The sequence below is a fragment of the Micromonospora sp. NPDC023644 genome (assembly GCF_040640115.1).
Lineage (GTDB): Bacteria > Actinomycetota > Actinomycetes > Mycobacteriales > Micromonosporaceae > Micromonospora.
Genome location: NZ_JBFABA010000039.1, coordinates 37,189 through 56,340, shown reverse-complemented (window position 1 = coordinate 56,340; position 19,152 = coordinate 37,189). Strand labels below are relative to the sequence as shown.

The 19,152-nt window shown below is 73.9% G+C and carries 17 protein-coding genes; 8 read left to right on the top strand and 9 right to left on the bottom strand.

Translation table 11 applies throughout. The annotated features are described in order from the left end of the window. Positions 1–780: 780 nt before the first annotated feature. The 6 genes from AB0G08_RS23190 to AB0G08_RS23165 form a co-directional block, all read right to left on the bottom strand. The gene (locus AB0G08_RS23190; RefSeq protein WP_358091384.1) at positions 781–1,776 is read right to left on the bottom strand and encodes a TauD/TfdA family dioxygenase; all 996 of its coding nucleotides are present in this window, start codon (positions 1,774–1,776) and stop codon (positions 781–783) included. Between the two features lie 51 nt (positions 1,777–1,827). Then, entirely contained in the window at positions 1,828–4,812 is a 2,985-nt protein-coding gene (locus tag AB0G08_RS23185) for a condensation domain-containing protein (RefSeq protein ID WP_358091382.1), read from the bottom strand. Between the two features lie 2 nt (positions 4,813–4,814). Then, complete coding sequence (locus AB0G08_RS23180) at positions 4,815–6,605, bottom strand: non-ribosomal peptide synthetase (RefSeq protein ID WP_358091380.1); 1,791 nt, start codon at positions 6,603–6,605, stop codon at positions 4,815–4,817. A 4-nt stretch (positions 6,606–6,609) separates the two neighbouring features. Then, positions 6,610–7,431 (bottom strand): hypothetical protein, encoded by an 822-nt coding sequence (locus AB0G08_RS23175; RefSeq protein WP_358091378.1) that lies wholly within the window; start codon positions 7,429–7,431, stop codon positions 6,610–6,612. 79 nt (positions 7,432–7,510) lie between these two features. Beyond that, entirely contained in the window at positions 7,511–8,248 is a 738-nt protein-coding gene (locus AB0G08_RS23170) for an ABC transporter permease (protein WP_358091376.1), read from the bottom strand. Next, positions 8,248–9,192, bottom strand: a complete 945-nt coding sequence (locus tag AB0G08_RS23165) for an ABC transporter ATP-binding protein (RefSeq protein ID WP_358091374.1) — start codon at positions 9,190–9,192, stop codon at positions 8,248–8,250. The genes AB0G08_RS23170 and AB0G08_RS23165 overlap by 1 nt, the downstream gene beginning before the upstream one ends. A 231-nt stretch (positions 9,193–9,423) precedes the next feature. On the opposite strand from AB0G08_RS23165, the gene AB0G08_RS23160 reads away from it, so the two are divergent. The 7 genes from AB0G08_RS23160 to AB0G08_RS23130 all read left to right on the top strand — a co-directional run bounded on the left by AB0G08_RS23160 (position 9,424) and on the right by AB0G08_RS23130 (position 16,195). After that, entirely contained in the window at positions 9,424–9,654 is a 231-nt protein-coding gene (locus AB0G08_RS23160) for a hypothetical protein (RefSeq protein WP_358091372.1), read from the top strand. 1 nt (position 9,655) lies between these two features. Further along, complete coding sequence (locus tag AB0G08_RS23155) at positions 9,656–11,125, top strand: amidase (RefSeq protein WP_358091370.1); 1,470 nt, start codon at positions 9,656–9,658, stop codon at positions 11,123–11,125. Next, the gene (locus tag AB0G08_RS23150) at positions 11,125–12,456 is read left to right on the top strand and encodes a cytochrome P450 (protein WP_358091368.1); all 1,332 of its coding nucleotides are present in this window, start codon (positions 11,125–11,127) and stop codon (positions 12,454–12,456) included. The genes AB0G08_RS23155 and AB0G08_RS23150 overlap by 1 nt, the downstream gene beginning before the upstream one ends. A gap of 184 nt (positions 12,457–12,640) precedes the next feature. Beyond that, positions 12,641–13,573, top strand: a complete 933-nt coding sequence (locus tag AB0G08_RS23145; protein ID WP_358091366.1) for an ABC transporter ATP-binding protein — start codon at positions 12,641–12,643, stop codon at positions 13,571–13,573. 8 nt (positions 13,574–13,581) lie between these two features. After that, positions 13,582–14,406 carry an ABC transporter permease gene (locus AB0G08_RS23140; RefSeq protein ID WP_358091364.1) on the top strand — a complete coding sequence of 275 codons (825 nt, stop codon included), beginning with the start codon at positions 13,582–13,584 and terminating at the stop codon, positions 14,404–14,406. Beyond that, entirely contained in the window at positions 14,403–15,593 is a 1,191-nt protein-coding gene (locus tag AB0G08_RS23135; protein ID WP_358091362.1) for a histidine kinase, read from the top strand. Before AB0G08_RS23140 ends, AB0G08_RS23135 begins: the two co-directional genes overlap by 4 nt. Continuing rightward, positions 15,590–16,195 carry a response regulator transcription factor gene (locus tag AB0G08_RS23130; protein WP_101411373.1) on the top strand — a complete coding sequence of 202 codons (606 nt, stop codon included), beginning with the start codon at positions 15,590–15,592 and terminating at the stop codon, positions 16,193–16,195. The genes AB0G08_RS23135 and AB0G08_RS23130 overlap by 4 nt, the downstream gene beginning before the upstream one ends. A 9-nt stretch (positions 16,196–16,204) precedes the next feature. Here AB0G08_RS23130 and AB0G08_RS23125 read toward each other — a convergent pair whose 3' ends face one another. After that, positions 16,205–17,173 carry a peptidoglycan-binding protein gene (locus AB0G08_RS23125; RefSeq protein ID WP_358091360.1) on the bottom strand — a complete coding sequence of 323 codons (969 nt, stop codon included), beginning with the start codon at positions 17,171–17,173 and terminating at the stop codon, positions 16,205–16,207. A 207-nt stretch (positions 17,174–17,380) separates the two neighbouring features. Here AB0G08_RS23125 and AB0G08_RS23120 point away from each other — a divergent pair, with 207 nt between their 5' ends. Further along, positions 17,381–18,106 (top strand): Clp protease N-terminal domain-containing protein, encoded by a 726-nt coding sequence (locus AB0G08_RS23120; protein WP_358091358.1) that lies wholly within the window; start codon positions 17,381–17,383, stop codon positions 18,104–18,106. A 6-nt stretch (positions 18,107–18,112) separates the two neighbouring features. Here AB0G08_RS23120 and AB0G08_RS23115 read toward each other — a convergent pair whose 3' ends face one another. Next, entirely contained in the window at positions 18,113–18,631 is a 519-nt protein-coding gene (locus AB0G08_RS23115) for a hypothetical protein (RefSeq protein ID WP_358091356.1), read from the bottom strand. 124 nt (positions 18,632–18,755) lie between these two features. Continuing rightward, on the bottom strand, positions 18,756–18,947 hold the full coding sequence (locus tag AB0G08_RS23110) for a DNA repair protein (protein ID WP_358091354.1): 192 nt from the start codon (positions 18,945–18,947) through the stop codon (positions 18,756–18,758). Positions 18,948–19,152: the final 205 nt, after the last annotated feature.

The window sequence follows — 19,152 nt, the reverse complement described above, 5'->3', positions numbered from 1 at the left end:
TCGAGGTGGTGGCCGTTGTTGGTGACTTCGGTGCTGCCGAGTACGGAGAATTTCATGGGTTCCTCCGGGTGGGTTGTGGCGTGGGTGGTGCGTTTTCGGCGGGGGTTGGAGTTTCCCATCGGTGGTCATTGGCGAGGCACCCCTAGGGCACCCCGCAGGAGGTGGGGGTGCATGGTGTGGGTTATCGGGTCGTCAGTGTGGAGTTGCTGGTCAGGCATTGTCGGGTGGTGGTGGGGCGTGAGTTCCTCATTCGGGCCAGGTGAACGGCGCACGTGTGACGTGGGAACGGGGCCCGTGAGCTCGTGCGGATCGGTAACGGCGTGGACCGGGACGGGCTCTCTCCCCGTCGCGCTCCGCTCGCCGGCCGCCCGCGCTCCCTACGCCGGGGCGCCACGAGGATCGCGTGCCGGAGAAGGCCGCGCGCCGGCACGCCGCGACGATTCCGCGGCCCGTATGAGGTATTGACGCGAGCCGCCGCCCAGTGGCGAATGCGGCGCGGAGTGCGGTCGAGGGGGCGCGTGGCGGTCGGCCCCGGCGCAGAGATGCGAAACGGCGGCCTCGGGGGGAGAACACCCCCGGGCGAAATGGCGCGCGGGCACGGCCGCGGGACGAGACACCGCGGCCGAGAGGGAACTTCCAGCGGGCGGGGCGCGCGAAAGGGACGCGGTGGTGCGGCTGCCGGATTCCGGAGCCGATCACCACCGCGTCCACGGTCCGTCGTCGACGAGCCGGTCCGTCGCGTACGGACCGGCGCCGACCTGCCGGCTCGGGGCCGGGCCGTCAGCTGCCGCTGTTGAGCACGTTCCCGTCGTCCGGGCGCAGGGCCCGGGAGCGCCGGAAGTCGCGGTGCACGAAGATCCGCTGCAGCCACCGGTCGCGGCCGTCGTAGCGGGGCGTGAACTCGGTGCGGCCGTGCAGGGCCAGCCGGTTGTCGACGAACGCGAGGTCGCCGGGCTCCAGGATGAACGTCCTGCGCACGGTGCGCAGCGCGTCGCCGAGCAGCGACAGCGCCTGCGCGGCCTCGGGGTCGAGGGGGAACGAGCTCTCGAAGTCGACCTGGACGTCCGGGTCCTCGGGGCTGCCGCTGAGGATGCCGTGCGGCTCCGGCGCGCTGCGCAGGTCGCCGAACGACGCCGGCGGCTCGGTGACGAACCGTGGCTCGTGCAGCACCTTGCGGGCCTGCTCGGACAGCAGGGGCAGCGCGTTGCGGATCGACGTCACCTGCAACCCGGCCACGTTGTCGTGGTCGTTGCGCAGGCAGTGCAGCCCGACGTAGTCCGGACGGTAGACGTGGAAGGCGTTCTCCACGTGCATGGAGAGCATCACCGAGCCCGCGTTGCCCTGGAACTTCTCCATCCCCGGCACCGGCACGACGTCCTGCACCAGCGCGCCGCTCTTCTCCTCCTTGAAGGCGATGAGCTCCCCGAGTTGCAACCCGAGCAGCACCTGCGCGGCGGCGGGCACGGTGGACTCCCGCTGCGCCGAGCCGGCCACGGTGGGCGTGGCGGGCAGCTCGTCGGCGTCCACGGGCAGGTTGCGCACCAGCAGCACGGCGTCGGGCCCGGGATCCCAGGCGAAGCGCCGCACCATCTGGCGCAGTCGTACGGGCAGGTTGTTGGACAGCTCGCGGGCCGACCCGAGCCAGGCGGCCGAGTCCACCAGGCGCGGCGGTCGGCCCGCCAGGTAGCGGGCGATCGTGTCGACCTCGATGTTCTCCTCGGGGGTCAGGACGATCGAACGGTCGGTACTGCGTGTGGGCTGGACGTCTACGGTCACGCCGAGCCTCCTCTGCTGAGGTTCGAGACGGTGTGGGGGTGGAGCGATCGGTCAGTCGTCGTCCTCGTCGTCGTCCCAGAACGCGTCCTGCAGGTGCTCCGCGAGCTGCCGTGGCGTCGGGTTGGCGAACAGGTCGGCGAGCTGGACCGGCATCGCCAGTTCGGTCCGCACCCGCTGCACGAGCTGGGCGCCCAGCAGCGAGTGGCCACCGCTGGCGAAGAAGTTCGAGTCCGCGTGTAGGCCCGGCCGGTCGAGCATCTCGGTCCAGATCCCGACGAGGGCGGCGGTCGTCTCGTCCGGCGGGTCGGCCTCGGCCGACGCGCGCGCCGCGGCGAGCGCGACGAGGGCCGCGCGGTCCACGGTGCCCGCCACGGTGACCGGCAGCTGGTTCAGCACGACCAGTTCGGGCGTGCACGGCAGGGCGGCGCGGGCGTGCTCGCGCAGCCGCTCCGCCACGTCGGGCTTGCGGGACTCGACGAACGCGACGACCGTGACGTCCTGCGCGTCGCCGCCGGACCCGACGGCGGCGACCGCCTCCACGTCCGGGTGGGCGGCGAGGACGGACTCGACGTCGCAGAGGTGGATCCGCTGGCCGGCTACCCGTACCTGGGCCGACAGCGGGCCGACGACCTCGACCCGGCCGTCCGGCAGCAGGCGCGCGAGGTCACCGGTGCGGTGGAACCGCCCGTGCGTCGGGTGCTCGCCGAACCGGACGGCGGTCAGCTCCGGCCGGCCGTGGTAGCCGGCGGCCAGGGCGTCGCCCGCGACGCACAGCTCGCCGCGTACGCCGATGCCCAGCTCGTGCCCGGTGCCGGGCTCGGTGACGAACACGCGGGCCGCCGGGAGGACACCCGTGGAGTCCCGTCCGCCGCCGAGCGCGGCGTACCCGGCGACGCCGGGCGTGGTGTAGCCGTGGTGCGGCGTGCCGCCGGTGGCGCGCAGCTGCGCGGCCAGCGGGCGGGGGAGCGGTTCGTGCGACACCAGGACGGCGCGGCCCGCAAGCCGGGCACCGGCGTGCTCGACCACCTGGCGCCACACCGCCGGCGGCGCCTGCACCACGCCCACCCCGTGCCGCTCCACCAGCTCGCCGAGCGCGTGGCCGTCGGTGCGGGCCCGGTCGGGGGCGACGACGACCCGGCCGCCGGTGGTCAGCGCGACCAGCAGCTCCGTCAGCGCCGCGTCGGTGGCGGAGCTGCTCAGCCAGGAGGTGACGGCCGGCCCGGTGGCGACCCGGTCCGCAAGCTGCGCGACCGCGCCGGCCAGGGCCCGGTGGGTGACCGTCACCGCGAGCGGCGCGGGCGCGTCGACCTGGTACGCCAGGTAGGCCGCCGCGTCGAGGTCGGGCCCGGCCGGCGCGTCGGTGCGCGCCGCGTCGGCGGCGGGGATGCGCACCGCGCCGGGCACGGGGAGGCCCTCGGCCGCCAGCACCGGCGCGGCGCCCGAGTCGGCCAGCCGCGCGGCCAGGTCGGGGATCGGCTGGGTCGGGTCGAGCAGGACGCACCGCGCGCCCGCCAGCCACACGCCGAGCCACGCGGCGGCCAGCTCCGCGCCGCGCGGCGCCAGCACGGCGACCGTGCTCCCGCCCGAGGCCGCGACCAGGTCCCGGGTGGCGATCGCCGCCGACCACAGCTGGCCGTACGTGACGGCGTCCGCGCCGTCCTGCACGGCGACGAGGTCCGGGTTCGCGGCGACCGTCGCGTGCACCGCGTCCAGCACGGACGCCGTGGCGGCCGCCCGCGGCGGCGGCGCCGACAGGGCGAGGTCGCTCGCGCCCCGGCGGGACAGCTGCGCCACCGGCCGGTCCAGGTCCTCGCCCAGCTGCACGAGCAGCGCGTCGTACCGCTCCAGCAGCAGCGCGACGTCGGCCGCGTCGAAGGCGTCGACGCAGAACGCCGCGCGGACGGTGGTCGCCGCCGCGCCCGGCATGATGAAGAACTCCAGGTCGAAGCGGCTGTAGCCGTTCTCCACCATGACGTGGCGCACCGGCATCCCGGTCAGCGTGGCGGAGGCGTCGACGGTGCCGGGCACGTAGTTGAACAGGTGCCGGAAGAACGAGCTGCGCCACGACGACGGCGCGTCGCCGAGCACGGCGGGGGACACGTGCTCCAGCGGTACGTCGGCGTGGCTGATCGCCTCCAGGAAGGTGCTGCGCGTCTGCTTGACGACGGCGCGGAAGTCGGCGTCCGAATCGACCCGGACCCGCAGCGGCACCAGGTTCGCGTGGTAGCCGATGGCCTTCATGCTGCGCTGGTCGCGGACGTTCACCGGGGTGCCGATGACCACGTCGGAGCCCGCGCCGTGCTGGGCGAGCAGCACCGAGTACGCCGCGAGCAGCACGACCGCCTCGGAGGCGCGCAGTTCGCGCTGGAAGCGGCGCACCACGGCGCGGGCCGGCTCGGAGAGCTCGTGGTGGACCGTCCGGGCGCGCAGGGACGGCGCCCCGACGGGCGGCCGGGCGCACCACAGACCCGCCTCGGCGGGCCGCAGCCCGTCGAGGTTCTTGCGCCAGTACGCGACGCTGCGCTCGTCCGGCGCGCGTTCCGCGAGCGCGGCCACCGGGGCGTCGTCCGGCCGGCGTCCCGCCGCGACGGCCTCGTACGCGGCGAGCAGCTCGCGCAGCAGGATCGTGGTCGACATGGCGTCGAAGATCAGGTGGTGCACGACGACGCAGCACACGTCGCCGTCCGCTCCCGCGCGGACGCCCGCCCGCAGCAGGGGGCGGCCGTCGATCGCGAAGGGCTCGGCGGCGAACGCGGTCAGGTCGGCGTCCATCCCGTCGTCGCCCGCCGCGACGTCCACCAGGGGCACGTCGACCTGGTCGAGCACCTCCCGGGTGAGCGTCGCGTCGTCGGAGCGGAACACGGTGCGCAGCACCTCGTGGCGGGCCAGGACCGCCCGCAGCGCCGCCGTGAACAGCTCGCGGTCGATCCTGCCGGCCACCTCGAAGGCGACCGCCACGTTGTTGACCCCGGTGTCCGGCACCAGCCGCTCGAGCAGCCACATGGCTGCTTCCTTCCTGCTGGCTGCGATGGTCATGCTCACTCGTCCCCTCGGTCGGTGTCGGCGCAGACCTCGGCGAGTCGCGCCACGGTCCGGTTTTCCAGCACGTCGCGCAGCGACAGCGTGAGCCCGCGCCTGCGTGCCTCGTTGACCAGTTGGGCGGCGCCGAGGCTGGTGCCGCCCCGGACGAAGAAGTCGTCGTCGACGCCGATCGAGGAGACGGCGGTGTAGGTGGCGAAGAGCTCGCACAGCAGGGCCTGCAACTCGTCGGCCGGCGCCCGCCCGCCCGGGGTCGCCGCGACCTCCGGCGCCGGCAGGGCCGCCGTGTCGAGCTTGCCGTTCACGGTCAGCGGCAGCGCCGCGAGGCTCACCACGGCGCTCGGCACCATGTAGTCGGGCAGGGTCTCCGCGAGGTCCTTGCGCACCTGCTGCGGATCGACCTTCCCGTCCGCCCCGGGCACCACGTACGCGACGAGCTGCTTGACCTCCGGGGTGTCCGTGCGGATGACCACCGCCGCGTGCCGCACCTCCGGGCGGCGCAGCAGCGCCGCCTCGATCTCCCCGAGCTCGATGCGGTAGCCGCGGATCTTGGCCTGGGTGTCGACCCGCCCGCAGAACTCGTACTCGCCGTCCTCGGTGGGCCGGACCCGGTCGCCCGAGCGGTACATGCGCGAGCCGGGCGGGCCGAACGGGTCGGGCAGGAAGCGCTCGGCGGTCAGCGCCGGCCTGCCCAGGTAGCCCCGGGCCAGCTGGGCACCCGCGATGTGCAGTTCGCCGATCTCGCCGGGCGTGACCGGGCGCAGCTCCTCGTCCAGCACGTGGAAGCGCACGTCGGGCATGGGCTGGCCGATGGGCAGCGGCCCCGGCGGCACCGGCTGGTCGGGCTCGATGACCACCGTGCTGCACCCGACCGTCGTCTCCGTCGGGCCGTACTCGTTGACCACCCGCGCGCCGGGGTGCCGGCGGCGCCAGGCGTCGACGGTCTCGCCGAGCAGCAGCTCGCCACCGGCCATCAGCTCCCCGGTCGGGGACGCCTCGGCGGGCAGCGCGGTGAGCAGCGGGATGTGCGACGGCGTCACCTTCACGAACGTGGGCCGCTGCTGCCCGGACGGTCCCGCGGCGGGGGTGCCCATCTCCTCCAGGGCGCCGACGTGCACGCAGCCGCCCGTCATCAGCGGCGCGTAGAACGCGGTGACCGTCAGGTCGAACGCGAACGAGGAGTGCAGCAGCGCCCGGCCGCGTACGCCCGGGTAGGCCGCCACGACGTGGCGCAGGTACGTGCCGAGCTGGCGGTGCTCGATCACCACGCCCTTCGGGCTGCCGGTGGAGCCGGAGGTGTAGATGACGTACGCCGTGTTGGCGGGCCGCAGCGGGGCGAGCCGGTCGGCGTCGGTGACGTCGGTGTCCGGCTGGCCGGCGTACGCGGCCGGCTCGTCGAGGAGGACCCGCGGCGTGTCGGACGCCGGCAGCGCGTGCTGGTCGTCGCCGGTGGTCAGCAGCAGCATGGGCCGCGCGTCGGTGAGCATGTGCTCCAGCCGCTGCGGCGGGTAGCTCAGGTCCAGCGGCAGGTAGGCCGCCCCGGCCTTGAGGGTGGCGAGCGCGGCCACCACCAGGTGCGCGGAGGAGATCCCGATCGCGACGAGCCGCTCCGGGCCCGCGCCGAGCGACACCAGCCGGTGCGCGAGCCGGTTCGCCTCGGCGTCCAGTTCGGCGTACGTCCTGCGGTGCTCGCCCCACACGACGGCGGTGGCGTCCGGGGTGCGCCGCACCTGCTCCGCGAACAGGTCGGTGAAGAGCGCGGGCTCGCGGCCCGCCCGGCCCGGTGCCATCGCGCTACCCCGCCATCCGCAGACCGGAGTCCGCGCCGGTCATCAGGCCGGAGACCGCCGCGGCGACGTCGGGGTGGCGCAGCATCTGGTCGTGGTCGACGTCGAGCGGGATGGTGCGCCCGAAGACCTGTCCCCGCTGGGTGGAGTGCGCGGAGGTGATCGCCGTCGCCGTGGCCCACTGCGGGGTCGGGTCGATCTCCGCCGCCGCCCGCAGGTAGCCGACGAACGACGCGAAGCTGCCGCCCAGTTCGCCCCGGACGTCGTCGTCCAGCCCGAGCCGGCGGCCCGCCACGTCGATCGCGTCGCGGAAGATCCCGGCGAGCGCGGGACCGATGAGGGTGAGGTCCTCCAGCCCGTACTTCTCCTGGACTGCCTGGCCGTCGGCGTGGAACGCGGCGATCTCCTCCGGGGAGAGGATGGTCCGCAGCGCGTCGGCGGCGGCGTGGAAGTCCCGGTAGAGCCCGACGATGTTCGGCAGCTCCGGGTCCAGCAGGACCAGCCTGGGCGCCTCGTCCTGCGACTCGGCCAGCCGGGACGCGAGGGGGGCGGCGAAGACCGCGCCCACGCAGTAGCCGATCACGGTGTCGACGGTGCGCTCCCGCCGGCGGACGGCCTTCGCCCACCGCTCGACGTAGTCGGCGCCGGACATCGTGTCCTCGGCGCCGGAGGCGGGTGCCACGGTCTCCCAGATCTCGCCGGGCGCGCTCAACAGGGGGACCAGGTCGCGGAAGCACGCCTGGGTGCGGCCGGTGCTGGTGAAGTCGACGGTGAGCGTGAGGCCGCCCTGCCCGCCCTTGCGCAGTATCTGCCAGGAGTTCTTCTTCACGATGCAATCCCTCGTCGTAGCGATGCGTACGTTCGTCGTGCAGGTGCTCGGGCGGCCGTCCGCTCCCGGTCGCGGGCGGTCAGACGCGGGCGCTGTCCCGCAGGTACCGCAGGGTCACGGCGCCGCCGAGCACGACGGTCCACCCGACGAGCACCAGGGCCGCGAGCCCGAGCCGGGAGTCGTCCTCGAACGGGCTGTGGCCGACCTCGGCCAGCCAGTGGCTCGGCATGACAGCGGACACCTTCTGGAGCCACTCGGGGAACGCGACCGACGGGAACAGCGCGCCGCCGAGCACGCCGAGCAGCATGTGCGAGACGGAGGTGAGGACCTGCACGCTCTCGGCCGTGGCGATCTGGCCGATGAAGACGCCCAGCAGCGCGAACGGCAGCGTGCCGAGCCAGACTCCGAGCACCAGCTGGAGCCAGCCGGCCAGCGGCAGTTGGACGCCCTGCAACAGCGCGCCGGTGAGCGCGACCGCCGTGATCGCCGGCAGCGCCACCACCATCGCCGCGGCCAGCTTCGCGGTCAGGTAGGACGTCGGCGACAGCGGGGTGATGCGCAGTTGACGCTGCCACCCCGTCGACCGCTCGATCGCCACCCGGGTGCCGACGTTCAGCGCGACGAAGAGCGCGCCGAAGGCGGCGAGACCGCCCAGCAGGTGCTCGCTGAAGTCGATGCCGGTGCGCTCGACGACCTCGCCGCGGAACAGGTTGGCCTGCATCAGGTAGAGCAGCGTCGGGAACAGGAACGCGACGATCCAGAACTTGCGGGCCCGGATCACCCGCTTCACTTCGATCTTGAGGAAGCCCGTGCTCATCAGGCGGCCCCGCCCTTCGTGGAGGTGAGGGCCAGGAACGCCTGTTCCAGGCCGAGGGCGCCGATCTCGACGTCGTACGCCCCCGGATGGCGCGCGAACAGCTCCCGGGCGGCGGCGTCGGAGTCGGAGCAGACGAGTTCGAAGCGCTGGCCGCGGGATTCGACACTCTGCACGCCGGGCAGCAGGCGCAGCTGCTCCACCGTCGCGTCCGGGACCGTGGCCGACAGCGAGCGCCCCGCCACCACGGAGCGGATCTCGGCGACCGTGCCGTCGGCGATGACCTTCCCGGCCTGGACGAGCACCACCCGGTCGGCGAACTCCTCGGCCTCCTCCAGGTAGTGGGAGGCGAACACCACGGTGCGTCCGGAGTCGGTGAACTCCCGCATGGCGGCCCAGAACACGTGGCGGGACTCGACGTCCATCGCCACCGTCGGCTCGTCGAGCACCAGCAGCTTCGGGTCGGACACGAGGGTCATCGCCAGTCGCAGCCGCTGGCGCTGGCCGCCGGAGAGCCGGCCCCGGCGGTCGGCGATGTCGGTGAGGTCGGTGCGGCGCAGCACCTCGGCGATCGGGAGCGGGGCGGCGTGCAGCGACGCCACCATCGCGAGCAGTTCGCGGATCGACACGTCGTCGAGTAGTGCGCCGTCCTGGAGCGTCGCCCCGATGACGCCCCGGGTGATGGCCTCCCGGGGGGTGTGCCCGAAGACGCGGATCTCGCCGCGGTCGGGGCGGGTGAGCCCGAGGATCATGTCGACGAGCGTGGACTTGCCCGCGCCGTTGGGCCCGAGCAACGCGACCACCTCGCCGGGGGCGATCCGCAGGTCGATGCCGTTGACGGCCCGCACGTCGCCGTATCTCTTGTGCACGTCCGACAGGTCGATCGCCTGTGGATCCACCGCACCGAGCGTGGGTGTGGCCACGAGGTTCGCGATTGCGTTGCTCATTGATTTCCCCATTTAGATCGGTGCGGGCATGCGAATAGTATTTAGCAGCGCCGCGCGGTAGGGAGCCAGGAATTCCGGGGCCGCCGCCGTGAGAATTGGCGTCCGAGGCGCCTTATTCCGGGGTGGTGAGGGGTGACCGTAGGGGTTACCCCGCGACGGCCGTACGCGCCATCGTCGGACCTGTCGTGGTCCTGGGCTGCGCAAATCCGCGGCCCGTGCGGGGAGGTGTTCGTGGCACGCCAGAAGCGGAACGGTGACCGTCATTCGTCGAACGGCGACGGGAAGACGGACGTCATGGTCCGTGACGACATCACGGCTGAGCTGTTCGCCTTTCCGCACAGCGACTTTTTCCGGGCCACCGGAACGGGAACGGAACCGGAATTGGCCGGTAATCGTGCCGCGCCACCGGCCCCGCCGCGGGCCGTCGCGACCGGCCGGCACGAGCACCCGGTGGTGAGCTGACATGGACCGCCTCGCCGCCGCCGAGCGGGCCGACCGGCTCGGGCCGATGCTCGGCACCTTCCTGCACCGCTTCCCGATCGACGATGCGGGCACCGACGGGCCGCTGCGCGGCACGCTGATCGGCGTCAAGGACGTTGTCGCCGTCGCCGGCGCGCCGAGCACCTGCCAGAGCGTCGTGCACGACGCGAGCTGGTGGGCCGACCGCGACGCGACCCTGGTGGCGCGGCTGCGCGCGGCCGGCGCGGTGATCGTGGGCAAGACCACGATGGCCGAGCACGCGCTGTCCCGGCCGGACCCGGACGCGACGTTCCCGCTGCCCCGCAACCCGTGGGACCCCCACCGGTGGACCGGCGGGTCGAGCTGCGGCAGCGCCAACGGCATCCCCGCCGGGTTCTTCGACGCGGGCGTCGGCACCGACAGCAACGGCAGCATCCGGATCCCGGCCGCGCTGTGCGGCGTGACCGGGCTGAAGCCCACACAGGGTCTGCTGCCGGCCGCCGGCGTCCGCCCGCTGGCGCGGTCGGTCGAGACGGCGGGCCCGCTGGCGCGTACGGCCTGGGAGTGCGCACGGCTGCTCGCCGTGATGGCGGACCGGCCCGCGGAGCTGTCCCGGCCGCCGCTCGCCGACCTCGCGGGCGTACGCATCGGCGTCCCGGGCGACCTCGTGCGGTACGCCGCCGCGCTGACCGACGACACCGCCGCCGCCTTCGACGCCGCGCTCGACGAGCTGCGCGCCGCCGGGGCGGAGGTCGTCGACGTGCCGTTCGACGAGGCGTTCCCGCTCTTCGCCGCGCAGCTCGTCACGATGCTGGTGGAGGCGTTCGAGGTGCACGGGGCGCAGTTCCGGGCGCGCTGGAGCGACTACGGCCGGCCGTTCCGGTGGAACGTCGCGCTCGGCGGCGTGCTGCCGGCGGAGACGTACCTGCGGGCCCAGCGGGTACGTGGCTGGGGCGCCGACGCACTGCGGGCGCGGTTGCGCGACGTCGACGTCATCGCCACGCCCGCCTGGCCGTCCGCCGCCCCCCGCTACGACGACCAGGCCAGCCTCCAGACGATCTCCTTCCTGCCCAGCATCTGGAGCGCGGTCGGGTTCCCCGCGCTGGCGCTGCCGATGGGGGCCGACGGCGACGGGCTGCCGCTGTCGCTGCAACTGGCCGCGGCCCCCGGCCGCGACTTCGAGCTGGCCGCCGTCGCCGACGTCTACCAGCGGCGCACGGGCTGGCACGAGCGCGAGCCGAAGCTGGACGTCGTGACGGACCTCGCGCCCGTCTGCGCCCCCGAGGCGCCCACCGACGGCGTCGACCCGGTGCGGCGGGAGCGGCTGGCCCGGGCGTTCGGCGAGCTGGGCGTCCCGCTGGGGGACGGGGACCTCGACCAGGTGACCATGACGTGGACGAAGGTCGAGGCTCTCGCCGGGGTGCTGCCGGAACTTCCGGTGGACGTGCCGCCGTTCGCCGCCGCGCCTGACTGATGGGCGCCATCCCGGGGCCGCCGGGTCACTCGCTGCTCGGCGTCGTGCCGGCGTTCGAGCGCGACATGCTGGGCGCCCTCGAGGAGTCCTTCGCGGCGTACGGCGACTGCGTGGCCTACCGCTTCGGTCCGGCGTGGCCGGGCCGGCTCGGCTTCACCGCGGTGGCCGCGTACCACCCCGACGACGTCGGGCGGGCCCTGAACGACAGCGCGGTGTTCGGCCGCGACACCGTCGGGTTCACGGTGATCCGCGAGAGCATCGGCGACGGCCTGCTCACGCTGACCGGCGAGACGTGGCGCAGGCACCGCCGGATCGTGCAGCAGCTGTTCACCGCCCGGCGGGTCGCCGGGTACGGCGCGCTCATGGCGGCGGAGGCGGACCGGACCGTCGCCGACACCGCCGTGCACGGGGACGTCGTGGACCTGCACGACCTCATGCAGCGGTACACGCTGCGAGTCGTCGGCAGGGCGCTGTTCGGCGACGACATCGACGGCGTGGTGGGCGAGTTGCAGGAGCTGGTGGGGTTGCTCGGGGAGACCTCGACCGCGCGCCGCCTCCAGCTGTTCCGGCTGCCGCTGTCCCTGCCCACGCCGCGCAACCGCACGCTGCGCGACGTGCGCCGGCGCCTGTTCGCGATCGCCGACGCGGTCCTCGACGGCTGCGGGCGCGACACCGACCCGGCCGCCGGGAACCTGCTCACCCGGCTGCGCGGCGCGCGCGACGAGCAGACCGGCGCGCGGCTGTCCGATCAGGAGGTCCGCGACGAGGTGCTCGGGTTCCTGCTCGCCGGCCACGAGACGACGGCGGGCGCGTTGACCTTCACGCTGCACGAGCTGGGCAGGCGACCGGACATCCAGGACCGGATCGCCGCCGCCGGGGAGGACGCCGACGCGCTCGTGCGGGCCAGCGTCATGGAGGGCATGCGGTTGTACCCGCCCGCGCACACCACCGAGCGGGTGACCCTGGTGGACACCGAGATCGCGGGCCATCCCGTGCCGGCCGGCACCCAGATCCTCGTCTCCCCGTGGGTCACCCACCGGCACCCGGAGTTCTGGCCGGACCCCCACCGCTTCGACCCGTCCCGGTTCGTCGGCACGCACGACCGGCCGCGCTGCGCGTACCTCCCCTTCGGCGGCGGGGTCCGGGCGTGCGTCGGCATGCGGTTCGCGGTGCAGGAGGCGACGGTGGTGCTGAAGGCGTTGCTGACGCGCTTCCGGGTGGACACGACCGGCCACGAGCTGACGCTCACGCCCCTGCTGACGCTCCGCCCGGCGGGCCCGGTGCCCGCGCGGATGACGGCCCGCGTGCCGGCGCGGGCGGTCGCCCGGTAGCGGGTGTGGCGGCGCGTCGCCCCGGCCCGGCCCGCGCGGGGTCGGCCGCCCGGGCGCGACCGCGCCGCCGCCTCGCGCGTGCCGCGGGCGTGGGGGACGCACGGGTGAGGCATGCGTACGACACGGTCGGAACGTGACGCGGCGGGGGTTGGATCCGACGCCGGTCGCCGGCAGCCTGAGAAGCATGGATGACGTCGTGATCGAAGTGGACGGGCTGCGCCGCAGCTACGGGGAGTTCGAGGCGGTGCGGGGGATCTCCCTGCGGATCCGCCGGGGCGAGCTGTTCGCCCTGCTGGGCACCAACGGTGCCGGCAAGACCACCACCATCGAGGTGCTGGAGGGGCTGCAACCGGCCACCTCCGGCCGGGTCCGGGTGCTCGGGCTGGATCCGGTGCGGGACCGGGCCGCGGTGCGTCCCCGGACGGGGGTGATGCTCCAGCACGGGGGGTTCACCGGCGCGCTGACCGTCCGGGAGACGGTGGAGATCTGGCGGTCCCTCACCGTCCGGCCGCAGACCGTCAGGGAGGTGCTGGAACTCGTCGACCTCGCCGACCGGATGAACGTGGCGGTCGAGCAGCTCTCCGGCGGCGAGGGCCGGCGGCTGGAGCTGGCGCTCGCCGTGCTCGGCCGGCCGGAGGTGCTCTTCCTCGACGAGCCGACCACCGGCATGGACCCGGCGTCCCGGCGGCGCACCTGGGACGTCGTCCGCGAGCTCCAGAAGGGCGGGACCACCGTCCTGCTCACCACGCACTACCTGGAGGAGGCCGAGGTCCTCGCCGACCGGGTGGCGATCATGCGGGGCGGCAGCATCGTCGCGACCGGGGCCCCGGAGGACGTCGTGCGCACCCTGCCCGCCCGGATCAGCTTCCGGCTGCCGGCGACGGACGCGCTGCCCGACCTGCCGCACGCGGCCCGCCTGGTCGAGGGCGACCGGGTCACGTACGAGTCCCGCCAGCTCCAGACCGATCTCACCCGGCTGCTCGAATGGGCCAACGCGGGCGACATCCGGCTGGCCGCCCTGTCGGCCCGACCGGCCACCCTGGAGGATGTCTTCCTGGACATCGCCGCCGACCACGACCTGACCGACCAGCACGCGGAACCGGAGGCCGCCCGATGAGCGGGACGATGACGACGCAGAGCCCCACCACCACCACCGCCTCGGGTGACCGGGCGACCAAGCCGTTCTGGCAGATGGCCGCGATGCTCAAGATGGAGCTGCTGGCGCTGCGTCGCAACTGGACGGCCACCGCCATGTCCGTGGTGACCCCGCTGATGATCGCCATCCTGCTCGTCAGCGAGTACGGGGGCGAGGCGGTCGCCGGCGTCCGTCGGGTCGTCAGCATCACCACCCTGATCATGGTCTTCCTGGTGCACCACCACCTGACCACCGTGTACGCGTCGCGCCGCCAGGAGCTGGTGCTCAAGCGGCTGCGGGCCGGGCTCGCCTCGGACCGCACCATCCTGCTCGGCACGGCCAGCAGCACCGTGGCGATTTTCCTCGCCCAGTTCGTCGTGCTGGCCGGGTACGCCATGCTGGTGCTCGGCCTGCCGATGCCGAAGAACCCGCTGGTGATGGCGGTGGCGCTGCTGTTCGGCTCCGCGATCATGGCGGCGTTCTCGGCGGCGCTCTCCGCCATCACCCGCAGCTCCGAGGCGGCCATGCTGACCACCCTGCCGACCGTGGTGATCTTCCTGGCCACGCCCGGCGCGCTGCTGCCGCTCGGCGCGCTGCCGGAGTCGCTGGAACGGGTGCTCTGGTTCCTGCCGAACGGGCCGTTCACCGAGGTCATGCGCGTCGGCTGGCTCGCCCGCACCGACGAGGGCCAGGCCCTGAGCTTCGCCGGGACGATCGTCGAGACGCTGCCCTCCTTCGGTGTGCTGCTGGTCTGGCTGGTGGTGTCGCTGTTCCTGGCCGGCCGGTACTTCCGATGGGAGCCCCGGCACGGATGATCGAGGTCATCGCACCACCTGGCATCGGGAGCGTGCGGATGGAGCGGGCGCAGGTCGAGCGCGACGTCGGCCTGCGCCGCGCCCGTGCCGTCACGTTGAGCACCGTCGGCAGCGGCGTCCTCGGCACGTTGCTGCTGGCCGCCGTCGGACTGTCGCGGGAGGAGGACCCCCGCTGGGCGGTGGCCGGAACGGTGGGGGTCGTCCTGTTCGTCGTCGCGCAGAGCGGAGCGCTGTACGGGGCGATCACCCCGTGGCTGGCCGAGTCGACGCGGCGGCGCCTGCTCGCCGGGTTCGTCTGGGCCGCCGTGCTCTCCGTACCGCTGGTCGGGCCCGTGGGCGGGCCGGAGTGGGCGACCTGGGGGTTCCTGGGGGCGTCGGTGATCGGCTCGGTGTCCCTGCTGCGGCAGTGGTGGGTCGCCGGCCCGGCGGTGCTGCTGTCCGTGGCGACGGCCGCCGGGGTGGCGGCCTGGAACGGGGCCCCGGTCCGCGGCCAGGTCACCATCGTGATGGTCGCCGGCCTCTCCATGGCCGCGTGGAACGCCCTCCAGCTCTGGCTGTGGGGGCTCCTCGTCGAGGCGCAGCGGGGGCGGGCGGCCCAGGGGCGCCTCGCCGCCACCGAGGAGCGGCTGCGGTTCGCCCGCGACGTGCACGACCTGCTCGGGCACAGCCTCTCGGTCATCGCGCTCAAGGCGGAGCTGGCGTCCCGGCTGGCGGCCACGGACGCCGGGCGGGCCAGCCGGGAGGCGGCCGAGGTGCAGCGGCTGGCGGCGTCGGCGCTCGTCGAACTGCGCGAGGTGGTGCACGGGTATCGTGCGGTGGACCTCGGGGACCAGATCGCCGCGGTGGAGCAGGTGCTGCGTTCCTCCGGCATCCGCTGCGCGGTCGCGCTGCCCCCGGACGCCGTGCCGTCGGACATCGCCCGGCAGTTCGTCGCGGTGCTGCGTGAGGCCAGCACCAACGTGCTGCGGCACAGCCGGGCCACCTGGTGCACCATCGAGATCAGCCAGGACGAGGACGAGGTACGGATGACCATGACGAACGATGGCGCCGAGGGGGCGACGCCGGACCGGCACAGCTTCGGGCTGCGCGGGCTGGCCGAGCGGCTGGCCGAGGCCGGGGGGACGCTGCGCCACCGGATCGACGACGGGGTGTTCCGCCTCGACGTGACGGTACGGACCCGCCCGTGATCAGGGTGCTGCTCGCCGACGACGAGGACCTGATCCGGGCGGCGCTGGCCGCCCTGCTCGGTCTGGAGTCCGACCTGGAGGTGGTGACCGAGGCGCCGGACGGGCGGGCCGCCGTGACCGCCGCGCTCGCCCACCGGCCGGACGTCGCCGTGGTGGACCTCCAGATGCCGGCCCTGGACGGGTTGGAGGTGACGGCGGAGCTGGCGCGCGTCCTGCCCGCCTGCAAGGTGGTGATCCTGACCGGGCACGGCCGGCCGCCGCACCTGCAACGCGCGCTGGCCGCCGGGGCGAAGGGGTTCCTGCCCAAGGGGGCACCGGGCGGCACGCTCGCCGACGTCATCCGCCGGGTGCACGCCGGCGGCCGGTACGTCGACCCGGCGCTGGCCGCGGACGCGCTGACCGCGCCGGAGTGCCCGCTGACGCCGCGCGAGCTGGACGTGCTCCGGCTGGCCGAGTACGACACGCCGGTGGCGGAGGTGGCCCGGCGTACCCACCTCTCCGCCGGCACGGTCCGCAACCACCTCTCCGCGGCGGTCAGCAAGCTCGGCGTCGCCAACCGGGCGGAGGCCTTCCGTACCGCCCGGGACAACGGCTGGCTCTGACGGCACCGCTCAGATGAGCACGCTCCAGGTCACCGGACCGACGAGACCGTCGGCGACGAGGCCGTTGCGGCTCTGGAAGCTGCGCACCGCGCTGGCGGTGACCGAACCGAAACCGCCGTCGACGAGGAGGCTGGCGCCCCGGGCGTTGAGGGCGGTCTGGAGGCCGCGCACCAGGTCGCCGGAGTTGCCCTCCCGCAGGGGCAGGATGAGCGCGGTCCAGGTGATCGGGCCGACCATGCCGTCGGCGTAGAGGCCCCGGCTACTCTGGAAGCTGCGCACGGCGCTGGTGGTTCCGGCCCCGTAGGCGCCGTCCACCACGACGGAGATGCCGCGCGCCCGCACCAGGTACTGGATCACCCGGGGCACCCACCCCGAGGCGCCCTGGCTGACGCTCGGGTAGCCGGTGCTGCCGACAGGAGCCGTCGAGCCGAGGGTGACGCCCCGGTTGGCCAGGAAGACCCGGGGGTCGAGTGTGGTCAGCCGGGGGTGGTGGATCTCGAAGTGCAGGTGGGGGCCGGTCGAGTTGCCGGTGGTTCCCATCAGGCCGATCAGCTGGCCGCAGCTGATCTGCTGGCCGTCGCTGACCAGCACGCGGTAGAGGTGGCCGTAGTAGGAGAAGTAGTTGTCGGCGTGGTCGATGTGGACGCTGTTGCCGGTGCGCCCGGCCAGGGGCCCGCTCGTCGTGTCGCCCGGGTACGAGTTGGTCCTGATGTCCCGGACGGTTCCGGCGGCCGTGGCGTAGACCGGGGTGCCCTGGCTGTTGGCCACGTCCCAACCCAGGTGCCCGGGCCGGCTGGGGCTCTTGTAACCGGAGGTCAGCGTGCCGCGCGTCGGGTTGCTCCAGCTGCCGGTGGCGGCCTGCGCGGGGCTGGGCAGGCCGACGACCCCGATCCCCACGCCGACGCCGAGCGCCGTGAGGAGGCTGCGGCGCCGGGCCGGCGCGTGGATCAGGCTGGCTGTCTCCGGTGCGTCACACATCTGTTGCCTCCGATGTCCGTCCCGCAAGGGCGGTTCGACAATGAAGATCGGATCGTAAATCTTCTATGCGGGACGGGGCAATGGTGAAACTTTCCTACGCGCCGCCCGCCGGGGCCGCCGGTTCGGGGTGGGCGGCGGGCGGGCGCGCCACGGGCGCCGCGTCAACTTCTGGTTGACGCGAGCGGCTCGTCAACCTATGGTTGACGCATGACGGAACCAGTGCAGATGAACAACCCGGTACGTCTGGACGACCTCATCCGGGCGATCAAGAGGGCGCGCCCCGACGCGCTCGACCAGCTCACCGACGCGGTCATCGCCGCCGACCATCTCGGCGAGGTCGCCGACCACCTGATCGGCCACTTCGTCGACCAGGCCCGCCGCTCCGGCGCGTCCTGGACCGAGATCGGCCGCAGCATGGGCGTCAGCAAGCAGGCGGCGCAGAAGCGCTTCGTGCCGAAGGCCGACGATCCGCCGCTCGATCCGCAGCAGGGCTTCAACCGCTTCACCCCCCGCGCCCGCAACGTGGTGATGGCCTCGCAGAACGAGGCCCGCGCCACCGGGCACGCCGAGATCCGCCCCGAGCACCTGGTGCTGGGGCTGCTCAGCGAGCCGGAGGCGCTGGCCGCGAAGGCGATCGTCGCCCAGGGCGTGTCGCTGGAGCGGGTACGCGAGGCGGCGACGGCCGCGCTGCCGCCCTCGGCCGCCGAGGTGCCCGACCTGATCCCGTACGACGCCCAGGGCAAGAAGGCGCTGGAGCTGACCTTCCGCGAGGCCCTGCGGCTCGGGCACAACTACATCGGCACCGAGCACATCCTGCTCGCGCTCCTGGAGCACGAGAACGGGGCCGGGGCCCTCAGCGGGCTCGGCGTGACCAAGGCCGCGACCGAGGAGTGGGTGGCGGCGGCGCTGCGGGCCGTCCAGCTGCGGGAATGACCCGCCTCAGGGCGCGGTGGGGAAGCCGTAGCGGGCGGCGTGCTCGGGATCCGTCGGGTCGACCTGGCGGATCCCGGCGTCGGCGAGTCGCTTGTTGACCTCGTCGAGCCGCTCGCGCACCAACCGGGCCTCCTCCTCGGTGACCCGGCCCCGGTGCGGCCGGCCGGCGTGCTCGATCGTGCCGTAGTCGACCCGCTCCGGGCCCTTGCGGGCCTTCGGCGGGCGGACCCGCTCGGCCGTCTTCAGCAGCTGCGCCATCGGCACGTCGGTCGCCATCGCGTCGAACTCGCTCGCGGTGAGCACCACCCGGCGCGGCTCGCCGTCGCCGTGCCGGTCGTGGATCTCGACCACCGCGACGTCCAGCGCGGCGTCGTCGATGCCCTCCACCTCGACCGGGGTGGCGTCCAGCCGCACGGGCCCCGCGACCAGGTCAGGGTGCTCCAGGACGACGACGCGGACCACCTCGTCGTCGGGCTGGATGACCGTGCCGCTGAAGTCGGAGACGTGGATCGTCTTCTTGCCCATGCGCGGAGCTTCTCCTGTCGTAGGCCGGGATGCCGGACCAGAAGAAATTACCCGACAGGTGTGCGAAAGCCGCCGGTGGACCGCCCGGGTGTGTCGCGGAGTCGCCCGGCCGCGCGCGGGGCGGTCAGCGGGTGTTCAGGCCGCCGCGCGAGGCGGCGCCGGCGGGCTGCTTGTCCACCTCGCTCCACGAGGGCGCCTCGGTCCCGGCGCGGTGACCCCGGTACGCCGACTGGGCCGGGAACCGCCCGGCGGCCTCGGTGGCCCGCCAGAGTCGCTCGGGGTCCTGGTGGTACCGGTCGTTCGGCTGATTCGGCATGACCATACCGTCCCAAACAAAGTTGTCCATGTATGAAAGTGAATATGACGACCGATCGATGCGTCTGGTTCCCGTGATCGGCCGTCTCCCCACGAATCCACGGCCATCGGCGTGCCGGTAGGTCTACCCGCCCGCCCCGCCGCCCAACCCTCGCGCCGGCCCGGACCCGACGCGGCCGGCCGCCGGCGGCCACGGGACCGTCGGC

Coding starts and splice junctions, on each gene's coding strand:
- AB0G08_RS23185 (WP_358091382.1), bottom strand. CDS start 4,812: ATGACCATCGCAGCCAGCAGGAAGGAAGCAGCCATGTGGCTGCTCGAG.
- AB0G08_RS23180 (WP_358091380.1), bottom strand. CDS start 6,605: ATGGCACCGGGCCGGGCGGGCCGCGAGCCCGCGCTCTTCACCGACCTG.
- AB0G08_RS23170 (WP_358091376.1), bottom strand. CDS start 8,248: ATGAGCACGGGCTTCCTCAAGATCGAAGTGAAGCGGGTGATCCGGGCC.
- AB0G08_RS23165 (WP_358091374.1), bottom strand. CDS start 9,192: ATGAGCAACGCAATCGCGAACCTCGTGGCCACACCCACGCTCGGTGCG.
- AB0G08_RS23155 (WP_358091370.1), top strand. CDS start 9,656: ATGGACCGCCTCGCCGCCGCCGAGCGGGCCGACCGGCTCGGGCCGATG.
- AB0G08_RS23150 (WP_358091368.1), top strand. CDS start 11,125: ATGGGCGCCATCCCGGGGCCGCCGGGTCACTCGCTGCTCGGCGTCGTG.
- AB0G08_RS23145 (WP_358091366.1), top strand. CDS start 12,641: ATGGATGACGTCGTGATCGAAGTGGACGGGCTGCGCCGCAGCTACGGG.
- AB0G08_RS23140 (WP_358091364.1), top strand. CDS start 13,582: ATGACGACGCAGAGCCCCACCACCACCACCGCCTCGGGTGACCGGGCG.
- AB0G08_RS23135 (WP_358091362.1), top strand. CDS start 14,403: ATGATCGAGGTCATCGCACCACCTGGCATCGGGAGCGTGCGGATGGAG.
- AB0G08_RS23125 (WP_358091360.1), bottom strand. CDS start 17,173: ATGTGTGACGCACCGGAGACAGCCAGCCTGATCCACGCGCCGGCCCGG.
- AB0G08_RS23120 (WP_358091358.1), top strand. CDS start 17,381: ATGACGGAACCAGTGCAGATGAACAACCCGGTACGTCTGGACGACCTC.
- AB0G08_RS23115 (WP_358091356.1), bottom strand. CDS start 18,631: ATGGGCAAGAAGACGATCCACGTCTCCGACTTCAGCGGCACGGTCATC.
- AB0G08_RS23110 (WP_358091354.1), bottom strand. CDS start 18,947: ATGCCGAATCAGCCGAACGACCGGTACCACCAGGACCCCGAGCGACTC.